The sequence below is a fragment of the Vibrio porteresiae DSM 19223 genome, assembly GCF_024347055.1.
Taxonomy (GTDB): domain Bacteria; phylum Pseudomonadota; class Gammaproteobacteria; order Enterobacterales; family Vibrionaceae; genus Vibrio; species Vibrio porteresiae.
In genome coordinates this window covers 409274-426395 of sequence record NZ_AP024895.1, presented here as the reverse complement: position 1 = coordinate 426395, position 17122 = coordinate 409274, and the positions used below count along the sequence as shown (strand labels likewise).

Annotated in this window: 17 protein-coding genes; all 17 read right to left on the bottom strand. The window is 44.8% G+C overall.

All coding sequences use genetic code 11. The features are described 5' to 3' along the window. Position 1: 1 nt before the first annotated feature. On the bottom strand, positions 2–1471 hold the full coding sequence (rng, locus tag OCV11_RS01965) for a ribonuclease G (RefSeq protein ID WP_261894679.1): 1470 nt from the start codon (positions 1469–1471) through the stop codon (positions 2–4). Between the two features lie 138 nt (positions 1472–1609). Further along, positions 1610–2191, bottom strand: coding sequence for a Maf family protein (locus OCV11_RS01960; protein WP_261894677.1), 582 nt, complete (start codon positions 2189–2191; stop codon positions 1610–1612). Further along, complete coding sequence (gene mreD / locus OCV11_RS01955) at positions 2188–2682, bottom strand: rod shape-determining protein MreD (RefSeq protein ID WP_261894676.1); 495 nt, start codon at positions 2680–2682, stop codon at positions 2188–2190. Before mreD ends, OCV11_RS01960 begins: the two co-directional genes overlap by 4 nt. Then, positions 2666–3559: a rod shape-determining protein MreC gene (gene mreC / locus OCV11_RS01950; RefSeq protein ID WP_261894675.1), complete on the bottom strand. Its 894-nt coding sequence runs from the start codon at positions 3557–3559 to the stop codon at positions 2666–2668. The genes mreD and mreC overlap by 17 nt, the downstream gene beginning before the upstream one ends. Positions 3560–3617: 58 nt before the next feature. Continuing rightward, positions 3618–4661, bottom strand: coding sequence for a rod shape-determining protein (locus tag OCV11_RS01945; RefSeq protein ID WP_068711852.1), 1044 nt, complete (start codon positions 4659–4661; stop codon positions 3618–3620). Between the two features lie 156 nt (positions 4662–4817). Further along, on the bottom strand, positions 4818–8456 hold the full coding sequence (locus OCV11_RS01940) for a DUF6701 domain-containing protein (protein ID WP_261894673.1): 3639 nt from the start codon (positions 8454–8456) through the stop codon (positions 4818–4820). 3 nt (positions 8457–8459) lie between these two features. Further along, a complete protein-coding gene (locus OCV11_RS01935) occupies positions 8460–8888 on the bottom strand; it encodes an MSHA biogenesis protein MshP (RefSeq protein WP_261894671.1) in 429 nt (142 codons plus the stop codon). Beyond that, positions 8878–9570 carry a PilW family protein gene (locus OCV11_RS01930; protein ID WP_261894670.1) on the bottom strand — a complete coding sequence of 231 codons (693 nt, stop codon included), beginning with the start codon at positions 9568–9570 and terminating at the stop codon, positions 8878–8880. Before OCV11_RS01930 ends, OCV11_RS01935 begins: the two co-directional genes overlap by 11 nt. Continuing rightward, a complete protein-coding gene (locus tag OCV11_RS01925) occupies positions 9570–10148 on the bottom strand; it encodes a type IV pilus modification PilV family protein (RefSeq protein ID WP_261894668.1) in 579 nt (192 codons plus the stop codon). The genes OCV11_RS01930 and OCV11_RS01925 overlap by 1 nt, the downstream gene beginning before the upstream one ends. Beyond that, a complete protein-coding gene (locus OCV11_RS01920; protein ID WP_261894667.1) occupies positions 10145–10627 on the bottom strand; it encodes a prepilin-type N-terminal cleavage/methylation domain-containing protein in 483 nt (160 codons plus the stop codon). The genes OCV11_RS01925 and OCV11_RS01920 overlap by 4 nt, the downstream gene beginning before the upstream one ends. A 20-nt stretch (positions 10628–10647) precedes the next feature. Beyond that, positions 10648–11124 (bottom strand): type II secretion system protein, encoded by a 477-nt coding sequence (locus tag OCV11_RS01915; RefSeq protein WP_261896205.1) that lies wholly within the window; start codon positions 11122–11124, stop codon positions 10648–10650. Between the two features lie 41 nt (positions 11125–11165). Then, positions 11166–11774, bottom strand: a complete 609-nt coding sequence (locus OCV11_RS01910) for a prepilin-type N-terminal cleavage/methylation domain-containing protein (protein WP_261894666.1) — start codon at positions 11772–11774, stop codon at positions 11166–11168. Positions 11775–11802: 28 nt separating this feature from the next. Beyond that, positions 11803–12246 carry an MSHA biogenesis protein MshF gene (locus tag OCV11_RS01905; RefSeq protein ID WP_261894665.1) on the bottom strand — a complete coding sequence of 148 codons (444 nt, stop codon included), beginning with the start codon at positions 12244–12246 and terminating at the stop codon, positions 11803–11805. 1 nt (position 12247) lies between these two features. Next, complete coding sequence (locus tag OCV11_RS01900) at positions 12248–13480, bottom strand: type II secretion system F family protein (protein WP_261894664.1); 1233 nt, start codon at positions 13478–13480, stop codon at positions 12248–12250. Positions 13481–13489: 9 nt separating this feature from the next. Next, positions 13490–15217 carry a GspE/PulE family protein gene (locus OCV11_RS01895; RefSeq protein WP_261894662.1) on the bottom strand — a complete coding sequence of 576 codons (1728 nt, stop codon included), beginning with the start codon at positions 15215–15217 and terminating at the stop codon, positions 13490–13492. Next, positions 15207–16277, bottom strand: a complete 1071-nt coding sequence (locus OCV11_RS01890) for a tetratricopeptide repeat protein (RefSeq protein WP_261894661.1) — start codon at positions 16275–16277, stop codon at positions 15207–15209. Before OCV11_RS01890 ends, OCV11_RS01895 begins: the two co-directional genes overlap by 11 nt. Further along, entirely contained in the window at positions 16274–17119 is an 846-nt protein-coding gene (locus tag OCV11_RS01885) for an ExeA family protein (protein WP_261894660.1), read from the bottom strand. Before OCV11_RS01885 ends, OCV11_RS01890 begins: the two co-directional genes overlap by 4 nt. Positions 17120–17122 lie beyond the last annotated feature (3 nt).

The window sequence follows — 17122 nt, the reverse complement described above, 5'->3', positions numbered from 1 at the left end:
ATTACATCATTACTACATCAAACTGCTCTTGGATGTAGAGAGGTTCAGCTTGAATACGAACTTCTTTACCAATAAACACTTCGAGTTCTGCAAGTGAATGGGATTCATCCCCTTGCAAAGTATCTGCCACTGCAGGAGAGGCATAAACGACGAATTTGTCTGCATCGTAGGCACGGTTAACTCGCGTAATTTCGCGAAGAATTTCAAAGCAAACCGTTTCAACGGTTTTCACCGAACCACGACCTTCACACGTTGGACAAGTAGAACAGAGAACATGTTCAATACTTTCGCGTGTGCGTTTACGAGTCATCTCCACTAAGCCAAGATGAGTGAAGCCATTAATGTTGGTTTTTACTCGGTCTTTACTCAGCGCAGCATCTAATGAAGTTAGTACTCGCTTACGGTGCTCATCCGACAACATATCGATAAAGTCGATAATAATGATACCACCTAGGTTACGCAGACGAAGCTGACGGGCAATCGCTTGAGTCGCTTCGATGTTGGTGTTGAAAATGGTCTCTTCCAAATTTCTGCGTCCAACAAATGCGCCAGTGTTGATATCAATGGTGGTCATTGCTTCGGTTTGATCAATGATCAAATAGCCACCTGACTTCAGCTCAACTTTACGCTCCAATGCACGCTGAATTTCATTTTCAGTATCGTACATATCAAAGATAGGTTTGTCGCCTTCGTACAGTTCAAGCTTGTCAGTCAATTCCGGAACAAATTCTGACGTGAACTCTTTCAGATTTTCGAACTCCTGACGAGAGTCGACAAGAATTTTAGTGATATCGGTCGCAACGAAATCACGTAAAATTCGTTGCGCTAACCCAGGTTCACCATAGAGTGTAGAGCGAGTCTTGTATTTGGCGCGGCGCTCCATCACCTTAGTCCAAAGGCGTTTTAGGAAAGCGGCGTCTTGTGCTAACTCTTTTTCATTCGCTGCTTCAGCGGCAGTACGAATAATAAAACCGCCATGCTCATCGCAATATTGTGCCACTACCCCTTTTAAACGGTCGCGTTCTTTCTCACTTTCAATACGTTGTGATACACCCACATGGCTTGCGCCAGGCATATACACAAGATAACGTGATGGCAAAGTAATATCGGTTGTCAAACGCGCACCTTTTGTACCAAGTGGATCTTTAACCACTTGCACAACAATGTCTTGGCCTTGACGAACTAATTCCGAAATATCACGCACTTGAAACTGCTGCTTTTCATTTTCAGCAACACATTCAGTGTGAGGAACAATATCAGAAGCGTGAAGAAATGCGGCCTTATCTAAACCAATATCGACAAAGGCTGCCTGCATGCCTGGCAATACACGGCTCACTTTACCTTTATAAATATTGCCAACAATGCCGCGTTTCGCTTCACGTTCAACGTGGATCTCTTGAAGGACACCGCCTTCAATCATCGCCACCCGAGTCTCACTCGGTGTAACGTTTAAAAGCAATTCTGCACACATGGGCAAACCTCAATAAGTCAAATAATCCAAATCATGTTCATGACTGATAAAGCGAAGGCTAGATGATTTGGCGAATAAAGAATTACGTCATAACATGGTGATAAATTTCGTGTATTGACGTACAACAAAGCCGCTAGTTTAGCGACTTTGTGAATGGGTAATTTGTTTTAATAATTGATCAGTTTCATATAAAGGCAACCCCACTACAGCGTAATAACTGCCTTCTATACGAGTGACGAACCGGCCACCTATGCCCTGTATGCCATAGCTTCCGGCTTTATCTTGCGGTTCACCAGTCTGCCAATACTGTTCAATCTCATCATCAGATAAGGTTTTAAACCAGACATCCGTAACCACAACGGTGGTTGCATGGTGATGACCTTGCGCTACCGTGACAGCCGTCATCACTTGATGAACATCGCCCGATAATAGAGTCAACATCCGTTTTGCATCAGCAAAATCACTTGGCTTTTCTAATACAGCGTCACCTTTCACAACGATAGTATCCGATCCGATAACCACCGCCCCCTCAGACGCGAGTTTCATCCCAGCATACGCTTTATCTCGGGATAACCGCTCCACGTACTGAGCCGGAGTTTCGCCACTATGACGCAGCTCTTCAACATCAGAAACCACAATGTCAAAGGTATAGCCCAATTGAGCTAATAATTCACGGCGTCTAGGAGACCCAGACGCCAAAACAAGGGGATATGAATTCATTTTAAATGCCAATGTCTTCTGACTCGTCTTAATAGCAAAAACATCCACGGCCAGAGCACACAACTGATCACACCGCTCCAGAGCGACATAGGATTAAATTCCACATCTTGAATGAGGTACTCACCTAAGAAGATCATAAATTCCAATGCCATGGTCAGTAAGCCGATCACCACTGCCTGCTGCCAAAGCGCCATGTTTCTTAATACGAGGAAGTTCATCGCCACTACATAGATGATGATCGACATCATCATGCCACGAATCCCTAAGGTGGAACCCAGCAACAAGTCCCACAGCAAACCAAGTACCAACGCGGTTCCCACATTGACGCGGTGAGGGAGCGCTAACACCCAATAACAGGTCACAAGTAGGAGCCAAGAAGGTCTAATCAGATCGAGCGAGCCAGGCCAAGGGATTGTTTGGAAGATCAATGCGCAGAGAAAAGACCCCCAGATAACCCAACGGCCTTTCCATTCATTACTTAGCGTCGTCACTCTTATCCTCTTCTTGCATTTGCTTAATATCCGCTTGCATTGCCTTTTGCTGACGATCTTCATTCGGCCAAATCAGCAGCAAATAGCGTAATCGATCGAAATCGACCACAGGTTTCGCTTTAATTGACGCAAACTCGCGACGGGTATCTTTATCGACATTGGTAATATAGGCCACAGGATACCCTTCAGGGTACACGCCACCTAATCCAGAGGTCACCAACATATCTCCAACCTGCAAATCAGCACTGGTTGGAATGTGTTCGAGCTGAATCTCGTCACTTTGTCCGTTACCCGAAGCAATGACGCGAATATCATTACGGATATTTTGTACAGGAATCGCGTTATTCGGGTCGATCAACAGTAGAACGCGACTGTTGTGCGCCGCAACAAACGTTACTTGCCCAACAATCCCCTTCTCATTAATCACCGGTTGGCCTTCGTATACGCCATCTAAACTGCCCTTATCAATCACCACTTGATGACGATAATGGGAAGTATCCACCGCCATAACTTCCGTTACTACTTTCTTTTCATCTCTGACAAACGAGGATCCCAGTAGCTTACGCAGACGTTTGTTTTCCTCTTGATATTGATCCAGTAAGATCAAATCACTTTTGAGAGTTAACACTTCTTGCTTCAGCTTCTGGTTGGATTCAAGCAGATTTTGATGCGAGCTGACACGCTCGTAAAACCCATCAAATAGGGAACGAGGCAAATCCGCAGCATACTGAATTGGCGCTACTAAGCTGTTAAGCAAAAAACGCACATGAGAAAAAGCATCTAAACGGCTATCAGCCAGCATGAGGCTGGCTGATACAATGACAGCGAAGAATAGACGTAGCTGAAGAGATGGTCCTTGACCAAATATAGGCTTCATCTTAACAATCCCAGAGTTGATTCAGGAGCTTCCTACGTGTGAAGCTCCTGACAAGCCATTACTCTTCGCTAAAGAGATCGCCACCGTGCATATCGATCATTTCGAGAGCTTTACCGCCGCCACGAGCAACACAAGTTAGTGGATCTTCAGCGATAACCACAGGAATACCTGTTTCTTCAGTGAGCAGACGATCAAGATCTTTCAATAGCGCACCGCCACCCGTTAGAACCATGCCGTTTTCTGAAATATCAGACGCTAATTCTGGTGGACACTGTTCTAGCGCTACCATCACAGCAGACACGATACCGGTTAATGGCTCTTGCAGAGCTTCAAGAATTTCGTTTGAGTTTAGCGTAAAGCTACGTGGAACACCTTCAGCAAGGTTACGACCACGAACTTCAATTTCTTGAACTTCATCACCAGGATACGCAGAACCAATTTCATGTTTGATTTTTTCTGCTGTCGCTTCACCAATTAAGCTGCCGTAGTTACGACGCACATAATTAATAATCGCTTCATCGAAACGGTCACCACCGATACGAACAGAAGAAGAATAAACTACGCCATTCAATGAGATAACTGCAACTTCAGTCGTACCACCACCGATATCAACCACCATTGAGCCGGTTGGTTCAGATACGCGCAGACCAGCACCAATCGCCGCAGCCATTGGTTCATCAATCAAATACACTTCACGAGCACCAGCACCTAGAGCCGATTCACGAATTGCACGACGCTCAACTTGAGTAGAACCACAAGGAACACACACTAAAACGCGAGGGCTAGGTTTCAAAATGCTGTTGTCATGCACTTGACGGATGAAGTGCTGAAGCATTTTTTCGGTAACGTAGAAGTCAGCGATTACGCCATCTTTCATTGGACGAATAGCAGAAATGTTGCCTGGTGTACGTCCTAGCATTTGTTTTGCTGCATGACCGACCGCTGCCACAGTTTTTCCACCACGACCTTTGTCTTGGCGAATAGCGACCACAGAGGGTTCATCAAGGACAATGCCCTGTCCTTTAACATAAATAAGAGTGTTGGCAGTACCTAAATCGATAGATAGGTCATTTGAAAACATGCCACGAAGTTTTTTGAACATATTCTTCGCTCGTCCTGCAAGAATTAAGAAGATAAAAAATTGCTCTAAATGTACCAACGCCTCGCCATCACAGCAAGGTATTGGTGCATAAACATAGAGCGAAACAAGTAATTTCTAACAAATTCCTAACTTCGGTCCCGAAAAACTCTGCCGCCGTTAGTTATTGATTCCCGGTTCTCCGCGATAAATTACTCGATCATTTCCACGATAGACGCCAAAGGTAATAACTGTTGATGGATCTTCATCACCTTCATTACGCCAATTAAATTGTAGCCATGGTTGGTCAAGATAAGCGCCGCCACAGTCAATATTTTGCTCATTCACTTGGGGGGAACTTTCGTTTATACGCATCCAAAAACGAACCTGTTCTCGTAATGCAGAATCCGCATCAGGTTGCGCGTAAATTTGATGGTTTTGGCCAGAACTAACGGCCACATTACCAGTGATTCCTGTGAGTTGCGAGCTCGATGTCTGTGCTTGGCTCTGCCAGATGGTGTTTTTACAAACCTTGTCCCCATCAATCGAAAGGAGGCTGCCTGAATCATCTGTGTTAGTGACAAACTGATTGCCATTCCAATATTGAGCCGATAGTGGGACATTGACACTAGAGGTTGAGTTCCCTCCCACATCAGAAAAGGCCAAACGACCATAACGTAAATCAGGCTGCAGAGGGAAAGCTTTATCTGTACTGACTAATACCTCATTAACCTTATGTGTTAAGCCATTATCTTGAAAATCAACGCCATCCGGTCCAGTCGTTACTTGCAAACCAAAGCCAGCAGTAAATGAACCATCCGGTTTGGTAGTCAATGGGCTTTGCAACGTCTCTAACCGAGCAAAAGTAAAACTGTGGTTTACGGTCAAGTCAGCGCCAGAGTTCCAATCAGTTCCAGACCAAAAATGATCATTATAGTCAGCCACGCGACTGCTCATATCCTCGTAATCGCTGTTCGTATCGACTGCAACTAATCGCATTTGTGCTTTTAAAGCATTGGCAAAGCGGCTGTAGTTAGTTGTCGCCTGTCCGCTTAAATTTTTCGCTTCAACAGTAAATCCATAACTGATTGGCTGTCCCATATAAGCAAAGTCATCAAGCCCATCGGCATAATTCCAACTGTTGGTGGTAATGGCTAAATAGGCAGGATAGAAACGACCAATATCTCGATAACCGGTTTGGATCGACAGATCGTTTTGCAGATAAGGCGTTGGTGTTCCGGCGGCATCACGCAGTGTATTGGCTTTAACGCGCAGCACGCCCACTTCACTCCAAGTTAATCCAGAAAAACTGTACTCACTCGATGAAGCATCGTTAGCCAGCGTTACGCTGGTACTCTCGCCACTCTTCAATATGCCATCAGCACCATCATCAGGCTCAGCCACATTGTAAGTCAGTTCTACCGTTGCGCTAAGCTGGCTATTGGTCGAGAAGAAGTTTTGAGTAACCGCAGAGCTACAATAGGAAGCACTGGCAATCTCTCCTGACGTACTGCCATTGCTCTGCCATCGAATTGGCTTCACTACCAGCGCAAATGATGAACCTGCGGAGGTAAATCCGGTACTCTCTTCATCCGTAATATTGCCGTCCATCTCATTCGTACCTGAAGGACAAATTGCGAATGTCCAAGGGCGAGAGTAAACGGTGAAGCTGCCTTTTAACGTACCGTTACCTTTGATGGGACAATCATTATTCAATGCTGCACAGTTAAAATTTCCATCTTCCAAGGTAACCGTTTTCACGCCTGAATCTTCCATCGTTAGCATCGCTGTCGCTTTGCCAGCAATGAACGTACGGTTATCTAAAGTTAACGATCCAACTCCATTTTCAGGAGCATTCCAAATGGAAGTGTAACTCGGCGTTCCTGTGTAACCGATATCAATCGTATTATTCTGCTCATCACAAGCTTCAACAGCGAGAGAAATCTGAGTAGGTTTGTCCGCTATCACCGGTTGATCATCAACAACAAAGCGATAAGGAACGAAATGGTAAGTTCCCGTAACTGTATTCGAAGAATCCGTTTGTGTCGAAAGATAGGCAGATAAAGTGACATCTTGAGCTTTCGTAGTCGACAAATTCAGCTCCAACAGGCCGTTGCTGTCAGGCTGGTATACTCCATTACTACCCGAACCTGTCACAACAGTTAAATTGGTGTAAGGTGATACTTCGATATAGCCTGAATAATCGGTTGCCGCAGCTCCATCTTCGTCAAACACCTGAAATGTGACATCTTGCGCTTTACAAGTCAGTGAATAATCTTCGTTTGGCGTAATCTGCAATATATAGTTATCACCGTCAATCGGGACAGCACATCGATTTCCCCCCGGTAGAGACTCAATCCTCGTTGCTTCAACCATGACCAAATAATTTGCGGTCACGGCACCTTGAATTGTGATGGTGGTATCGAGAATAACGTTTTTTGCGAGCAAGTAACCTTTAAATAATTTACTTTTTAGTTGAAATTGCGCAGTGGGGCCATAGATTACCGGATATTGAAAATTACTGTCATCCTCCCCTACATAATAAAAATCCACCCGACTGTTAAGAGCAAAATCATCCTCCACACCATTGCCTGCAACATTAATCCAAGCTGAAGAAGCAAAATAGATGTGTGTGGTATCAACTGCGGTAATTAATTTATTAAAAGTTACTGTGGTATTTTTATCGAAATACAAAGCAACGTCAGACTGTACATTTAGTTGCTCGATATAAATACCGTTAAAAAAATGTACTCTTATTGGATTATTTCCATATTTTAGCAGATCTAAATTGCGAATATTTTTAATAATATAGATATCGATATAACCATCACTCGAACGTTGAGGATTGTAAATGCAAAGCGAATATTGGTCAGGTTGTACATCACAAGAATTTTCATAAAATCGATTATCGGAAGAGTTCGAGTCAACTAAAAATAGATCTTGGGTCGGCTGACTAGAAACGGCAGGAACTAACGGTGGCGCAGCCACTTTTCGTTCGTTAATTTTCCCATCATCGTTCCCAGGGTAACATCCTTTAGAATCACAAACATTAGCACCATTTCTGTTCCATGCCATCCAGTCGTCACCCGTAGTATCAAAACCAACACGAAGCGCCTTCCAACTTGCGTTTCCTTGACCAGCATTGATATCTATCGTATTACTTCTTTTATAAGCGCCAGACCAGCCATCGATTTTTACACTATCATTGGTAATATTAAGGCGACTATTTGGATAACCAGCGTAGCTTGATTGACCTTGGGTTATCCAACTTTGAACAGGCTCAGGAAATAAATCGCATACTTCAGGTCTTACAAATGTACTTTGAGTTGGAGGCTGAGTATTATCTAGACTACAACTTAGCTCTTGAACATTAATCCCATAAACACTTAACTGGGTTGATAATAATCCTTTTAAGTTAATATTGACGGTATTGCCGATTTTTACCCAAACATTATTAACTAAACGATAATAAGTTAATCTCCCACTATACGTTAAAGAGTTGACTGGTTCATACTTTAACCAAATATGATGTTCAACCCCATATTCTAGTGATTGATCAATAAAATCTGCAGATAAAATCGAACTAGTTGTCCAAAGGGTATGCGGCAATATATTTAAGGAAACAACCGATCTATCGATTCCCACCATGCTCTCATTTAATAAGCCAGATAACCGGAACAGACTGTAGTGTAATGAAAATGCTTTATCAGACCTAAGTTGTTGACATTGAAATGCAGTAAAGCTAAGCGCTTGAGCCGCCCCACTAAAAAAAAGAAGTAGAGTTAAACACAAAAAAACAAGTCGCCGAACTGCTTTCATTACTCACTCCTTAACCCAAATATCCTGAACTCGCCGCACTTTAAAATTACCGCTACCACAGGTCACAGCACTTTCGACTCGATAGTAGGTGGCATTATTAATCGATAAGGTGCCTTCACTTTGACATGTCGTGACAACACTGCATTGATCGTAACTCGCCATAATACCCGCCGCTGAACTACTCCCCAATGCTGTACAGGCGCTAGATACTGCGCTGCTGGTCGCATTAAGTGGGTAAAGCAATGTCATCGCTTTTTCATTAACAGAATTAGCCGCAAACCACGCTTTGGTGCCAAGTAATTCACGAGAAAGCGAATCTTGATTTGACCATTCCATTCGGGTTAAAGCCGCAGCAAGGAATCCCATCACCATAATGACAAATATAGCAACAATGTAGAGGTTACCTGCCTGTTTCTTTCTTCTAGGGAACATTGAGCACCTGCACATCCTGCACAAAATGACTCTGTTCGCCATTTTGGCTTAAGGTTAACGACAGTCGAACCACACCACCTCGTTGTAGCGTTGGGGCGGCATAGCTAAAACTTCCTGAACTCACACTGTCGCCCACTTGAATAGAATTTCGCGTCAGGGAATTGGCAACAAAATTTAAGCAGTAAGTTACTAAGTCTTTGTATAAATAGGCTCGATTTGCGATCGACGAACTAACCAGTGGATGACTTGAGATTGAGATAGTGGTAGCACTGCCAGACAGAGTGAAGTAAATACTACTATCCGTAAAATCGGCTTGGCGGCTCGGGTTGATCATTAACTTTAAGTCATCATATTGAGCAGGGGCATTTCCCACTAAAAACTCCAAGGTTTGCGATGCCTCATCGACAGCGTAAAACCCCGCATACTCAATTGGATAGAAGGAGACACACTGCTCTTGTGCGGTAGACGTCACTTCGATGCTATTGGGTACCGCATGGCGTAGCTCTCGAGACATTTTTTCTAACACGAACTGCGCTTGAGTTTGAATACGTTGCCGAGCAACCGTATCGGTATATCCTTTCGCGCCTAACTCAAGAAAACCAGCAATACCCAATACCAAAATCGACCCAACGATAATGGTCATGATCATTTCGATAAGAGTGAATCCGCGGGAAGAAGGCATCAGTAATTCCCCCGAAAAGCAACTAATGGATAAGAGCCATAATTGCCCGCATCCACATTAAGCTGAATCCGTTTTAAATCAGTAATCGTCGAGCTAACGTTGCCACTGCTGCCCACATAATTAACACTGATAAACACCGTAAAATGGGCGTATTCACTTGCCGATGACATGTCCAACAAATCGGTTAAACGCCCAGCCACTGTCGTGGCCCCACAATCACTGGCATTATCGCTCCACCAGCAACCAATATAGTCATCCACATCGTTAAAGGTGTCGGCACTCTCACCACTCTCTTTTCCAAGGCTAGCCGGTGCAGTACAGGTTGTGGCCTCGCCTTGTAAGTTATTTTCGCCACAGCGATATTGCCCACCTTGAACATCACTTTGTTCATCAAAGGCGCGCGACAAAATGCGACTCATAATGCTTTGCTGTAAGTGGGCGGCGCGCATTTGATAATGAGGAGTCGCTGAACGTTCAACCTGAGGATAAAGAAAGCTGATGAGAGTCACCATGGCAAAGCCAATCAATATCATGGCCATAATACTTTCAACCAGCGTGAAACCGTTGGGTTTCCTCATGAACAGCCCCCTTTACTCACATAACCTTGGGAGTTGATGCAAAGCTGCACCGTGTTAGCGCTGGAGCGTATGGTGATGGTCACACCACTTGCTGCACTGTCGAGGGGGTTGCCAAGTAGATCAAACGAAACGGTATTTAAACTGGGGGAAACCGAAAAGGTAATGCCCTCTTCACTAACAAAATCACTACGCTGACCGTTACTGCTATTAGCACATCCAGCAACCGAACCAAGACAGTTACTTGAAATCGCTAATACATAATTAACATTGCTAGAAGGAGAGGAAAGATTCGATTGCATGCGGTTGATTTGGACCTGACGAATCACCGACATCGCCTGCTCTTGCGCGGTAAAAGCAGAAAAACCAGAGGTCCCCATATATCGGGAGTAGGCGGCAGCCGATACGATGGAGACCAATAGAATCACAACCACAAGCTCAACCAGAGTAAAACCTAATTGAGCTGGGTTTGATTTACTCATACGAGATTAACTAAGTAAAATTAGCAACCAGAGTCTACGACCAATGTAGAAGCGGCAGCTGCACTTGTTGCTTGGCTATAGGATACATAGCAAGAAGTGCCAGTCACACCTGACGCATCAGTAATACTTGAACTACTGAATGTCGCAACAAAACTTGCTGGAGAAGTACTAGTATTAGCATAAGATGTCCAATCAGATGTTAGACCTGTTACTGATGCACCAATCCCTGCAGAAGTCGCTGTAGGATAGCCATAAAGAACCGTAATGCCACTATCAAGAGTTTGAACAGAATCACCTGAATCCTTGCCTTCAACAGCAGCTTTGCCATAGACGATACCTGCTGCACCATCCATTGCCCCTTTCAAACCTTGCAGCGCAGATTTCTTAGCATCATCCTGCAAATTTAGGAACTTAGGCGCGGCGGTCACGGCCAAAATACCTAAAATAACAATGACCACTACCAATTCGATCAGGGTAAAACCACCTTGTCTTTTCATCATATTACCTCTTTACATCGACTGAATTAAAAACCTACCAACTACTGCAAAGTTACCGTTACTTGACCGGTTTCCAGTTCATAAACAAACTGATGTGCAGAGCCGCCTTCTTTTTGAACATAAGTACAAGTATGAGCAGAGTTGTCCGCTTCTGCTGAATACTGTATATCCGAATCGCTGTTTGCCGCAGTCACCGTGCTCACTCGAGGAGGGTTTTGTAACAAGTTCTCCATCAGCGCGATGCAAGCTGCATCTGTTACCGACGAGGGGTAACTCCCTGTCCCGCTATTGATTGCGTAAGGATACCCATCGCGATATCCCGTGCTGTTACCAGAACCGTCCTCAGCACGAGTTAACCAAAAATCGACACCGTCATAGTTGACCGTGTTATATACCTGTCCACCCACCGTTTGGGTCGGTCTTGCCTCTGCTTCCCATTGGGAGCGTGCTGAAAGAACCGCCGTTGCATAACCACCAGCAATTCCTTGCACACTTGCTTTTTTGGCTTCGTCAGTCACATCAATAAACTTTGGTAGAGCAGCAACAGCAAGTAACCCAACAACCACAATCACGACTATCAACTCAATCAGTGAGAAACCTGTTACTCGCCTATCTCCAACCACCATGTTATGACCACCCAAACTATGCATCAAAAAGACCCGTGTCCCCCTTTATTGACTAGGGTTCTTCGAGCACCTTCACAGAAAACTGCTTTCCTATCCAAACCACTTGAATAGCATATTGTTGATTATACCTAAAATTGCATATAAACCGATCGTTCTTGCTCAAACTTTCCACAAGTGGCTTAAAATTGAGAATCCTCTCATCTGGGTACAGAATCATCAGTATTTTCTCACAATCAATACCTTGTCCTGTTTCTGGGAAAACCCAACCACTCTGATTCATCGGCAGTGTTTGTTCCAAATACGTTAACTGGGATGGCTTACCTTTCAGAATCCACAACTGCTTAATTTGATTCGCACGATCCAACATACGATCGGTTGCTAAGGTAAATGCAGTTCGATCAGCAACCACTTGTACTTTTTGCCAATAGTAAAAAAAGGTCGAAATTAAGATCACCAACAACACAGCCCACACAACAAAGCGAAATCGTTCGTTCATGCTACCGCCCTCGAATGGCGTCCAACATTCCCCACATCGGCAAAAAGATCCCTAAGGCCAACACCAGCACCATTCCTGCCACGATCACCAGCAATATAGGCTCAATTCGCGCAGTGAGGGTTTTTAAATCATAGTCGACTTCTCGATCATAGAAGTCGGAGACTTCCATTAATAGCTCATCAATACGCCCGGTCTCTTCACCGACCACAATCATCTGCAATACTAGCGGAGTAAAAATCTTCGTATTGGTCGCGGTTTGCGACACACTGCTCCCCGCTTCAATTGCCGACTTCATTTCTAGTAAACGGGCTTCTAAGAATTTGTTTTGCAGTGCTTCTGCTGATAAAGCTAACGATTGGTTTAAAGGCACTCCCGCTTTTAACATCAGGGCGAAAGTACGGGAAAATCGTGACAGTTGAGCACGATTGACAATTCCCCCAACAATCGGAAAACGCAGGCGCCACTTATCCCATTTCTCTCTGCCATTTGGCGTGCCTAACCACGCTCGAAAAGCAAAGAAAGCAGCCACTAAAGCCCCCAGCATTGCCATCCAGTAGTTAACAAAAAAGTCTGACATACCAATCAATATTCGAGTTGGCAAAGGGAGTTCGACCCCAAACCGACTGAACATTTTAGTAAATTGAGGAATCACTTTTACGTTGAGGACAAACATCGCCACTGTAATAAATGACAATACAAAAGAGGGATAACGCATGGCGGTCTTAATCCGCTTACGCGTTTCAACTTCTTGTTCGTAATACATGGCCAGTTGCAACAGTGCTTCATCCAAGCGACCCGTATTTTCACCAACGTGAATCATTGAGACAAACAGTGGGCTGAAAACCAACGGATGCAATTGCATGGAAGCCGATAAGCTACGACCATTCGTCAACTCGTTACAGACTTCATCAAGTGCATGCTTTAGCTGTTTATTCGGGCAGTTTTGCGTTAAACCGCGCATAGAGCGCAGTAAAGGCACCCCCGCTTTCGTTAAGCTAAACAACTGACGACAGAAGATAACTAATACTTCCAAAGGTACCGAACGCACAAACAAACTGCGCCAATCCACACCAAAACTGATACCAGAAGCACTGCCTTTACCTTCGGCGATGAGCGTTGGAATAACGCCTCGATTCATAAGAGCTTCAGCAGCCAACTCCTGCGTCGGGGCATCAATGCTACCTGAGGTTTTTGAACCGTCGGCTTGGCGTCCTTGATAACGATACGTTGGCATACACTATCCTCAGAGGTAAATGGCTTGGACACTACCGGAGGCATCACCCTCACCCAGAGCCATCACTTCATCCAAACTCACAACCCCTTGCAAAGCCAACTCCATCGCAGAAGCCAATAGCGGTTTATATTGCTCAGACTGCCTCGCTGCTTTGGCAAACGCCACCGCATCATTTGAGCGCAGCGCATCCATCATATGTTGCTCGAGCTCAAGCATTTCAAATACCCCAATACGTCCTCGATAGCCCGTTAAGTTGCAACTTTGACAGCCGCGCCCGTGGCGAAATACCGCATTGGTTTGATTAGGAAAACGTTGTTGTAGCCACTGTTTTTGTGACTCATCGGTTTCGATCGCCTCGCTACAATCGGGGCAAACTCGACGCACCAAGCGCTGAGCCACCACTGCGCGCACTGCGCTCGCAACAAGGTAACCAGGAGCGCCCATATCGATTAAGCGTAGCGCACTATCAACCGCATCGTTGGTATGTAATGTACTTAATACCAAGTGCCCCGTTAACGCAGCACGCAAGCCAATTTCTACGGTTTCTTGGTCACGCATTTCCCCAATCAAAATGATGTCTGGGTCTTGACGCAAAAAGGTACGAAGCAAGGTGGAAAAGTCCAAATTAATCTTAGAGTTCACCTGAACTTGGTTCACTCGCGAAATGCGATATTCCACTGGGTCTTCGGCGGTAATGATCTTCTTACCCGCCTCATTTAACTCGGTTAAGGCACCATACAAGGTGGTGGTTTTCCCTGAGCCGGTAGGACCGGTAACCAAAATCATGCCATGAGGGCGATGAAGCTGACGTCGCAGACGAATCAATAATTCATCCGGGATACCTGATTCTTCGAGCTTTCTTACCCCTGATGATTGGTTAAGTAAACGCATAACCACCGACTCACCGTATTGAACCGGCATGGTCGACATACGAATATCAACGGACTGGCCTTTCACATTAATGTGGAAACGACCATCCTGAGGTAAGCGCTTTTCAGAAATATCCAAGTTCGCCATCAGTTTTAGGCGCAGTACTAAGGCGGGGGCAATATTGACTTCATTAAGCAGGGTTTCATGTAAAACCCCATCAATACGCTGCCTTAGGCGCAGCAGATTAGAATCCGGCTCTATATGAATATCCGATGCCCCGACTTGAATGGCATCTTCAAACAGCGAATTGATCAGTTTAACCACGGTGACTTCATCAGAGTCATCATTGGTATCAATTGAGAAATCAAAAGTATCTGAAGTTTGGTGTTCAGCTTGTAACTGCTCAGCAAAGTTAGCGATATCTTTGGTACGTCGATAGTAACGATCAAACCCTTCAACCAATTGTTTTTCAGGAGAAATAACGAAATCGAAACTGTATTGTGGTAATTGATTAAGCAGTGACTCTTGGGCGAACAAATCGGCGGGATCACTCATTGCAATACGTAGCGTATCGCCATTATGAGCAATAACCAAAGCACGCAGGCGGCGCGCATGAACTTCAGGCAGTAATTGCACCGCATCAATATCGACATTGGCCCGATTAAGATCGATTAACGGCAAATTAAGTTGTTGAGACAAAAAGCTCAGCATCTGTTTTTCGCTGATAAAGCCAAGCTCAATCAACGTGTCTCCTAACTTACGCCCCGTATTACGTTGGGCGTTGAGCGCCTGTTGCACCTGATCTTCGCTAACAATCCCTTCTTCAACCAGAAGATCCCCCAGACGCTTTCTTAATTTAATTTGCATTGGGTTTTCCTCCTTGAAGATTATCTAGAGTTTTTAATCTGTCTTGGATAAACGTAATTGAGTTTGAAGAGACTCCAACTTTACTGAGTGCATTGTGATAAGAGACTTTTGCCTGCGCTAATTGAAGAGCCCGTTCTTGCTGAATCCCCAACCCAAGCCACCAGCGGGCATTATTCGGCTCTTTCTCAACCAGTTTTTGATAACTTTCCAATGCCATATCATTAAATTGATTTTTCTGTGCTAGAGCAGCACGCAGTGATAAATATTCAACAGACGCACCATCGTTTAAAGAAGAGAGCGGTGTTAATGCCGCCGTTAACTGCTTTTCCTTAATCAGCAATCGCGATAGAGCAATACGCAGTGTTTCACCTTTGGGATTCATTTCAATCCCAATCTGCAACAAATCAAACGCTTTGCGAACGTCATTTTTGCCGTAGTAAAGCGCCGCTAAACGCTGTCTTAATGTTTCATCTCTTGGGGTATAACGGAGCGCCTCAGCATAAGCATCCACCGCTGCATCAAAGTTATTGCTATCCAACGCTTTTAACGCTCGGGTCTGTGCATTCTTCGCCAGTTGCTCAGGCGTTAGATCCACTTGCTCAATCTTTACTTGTGGGGTGTCGACTAACGTTTTCACTCCATGATTATTCTCGTTAGTCGCTACAGTCGTAGACGAAGCCTGCGTATTAGAGGCAACCGCGCTGACCAGTGCCGTATTGATGGGAAGAGTCGGTGCAGCATTCACCACTGTTGTGGCGGTTGAAGGCGTTGATTTTAGTGCTGAATAGATTGGCGTGTTGGTTGCAACCGCCCTTTGCGTTGGGCTTTCAGTAGTTTGATGAGGTTGAATGAGAACAACGTCCGACTGATGAACCACTTGCTGATTATTGTTGGAGGTCACCGCCCATCCACCAACGGCCAAGCTTAAGGAAAACCCAGCAATAAACCATGGCCAGCCATGATGTTTTTTCATCACAGGGACATCGGCTTGAGGAATATCTTGCAACGGGCCAGACTGCTTTTTGACGAGTTGCATCAATGCCTGATTAACCTCACTCATGAATGACTCCATCCCCAAAAACAAGGGGTCTTAAATCTGGGTTTACACGTATCAAACGTATCTTGTATTGCAGCAAACAGTGGCGGATTGGTAACTCCTTTGAGACCCTGATAAAAACAGAGCAACAGGGTTTTATGACAAATTTGATTAATCAAACGAGGCGTCCCTCTTGCTGCGCGCCACACTGCTTTTTTTTGGCTCAAGGGAAACAGCCCTGCATTAGCGCCGGACTTAATTAGCCGGTTATCGATATAAGCAACTGTTTCAGCCATCGTTAGCGGTCTTAAATCGGCACTAAACGTAATACGTTGCCGAAATTGTCTTAAATGATGCTGAGTTAACCTAATGTCTAGTTCAGGCTGACCAAGTAATACGAGTTGTAATAACTTAGCTTGATCCGTTTCGAGATTGCCTAACAATCGCAGCATCTCAAGCGCATCATCAGGTAACGCTTGGGCCTCATCAACGATTGCCACGACTTTATGTCCCTGCTGATGTAACTCGATTAACTTCGCTTGAATTTCCCCCAATATCACTGATTCATTGGGGTGCCCCAGCTGTAACTCCCGAGCGATATTCTGTCGTAACTCAAGACCATTCAAAGCGGGATTAGGCAAATAGATACACACAAACTCTTCGGCAAGATGTGACAGCAGCATCCGACACACCATGGTTTTACCTGTACCCACTTCCCCAATGACCTTAATGACGCCCTCACCCATCATGAGCGCGGCATTCACCGTTTGCAGTGCCTCGTAATGTGGCGCAAGCCCCAGAAATAAAGAGGTATCTGGCGTGAGATGAAATGGAAATTGAGTAAAGCCAAAATGTTCTAAATACATCTG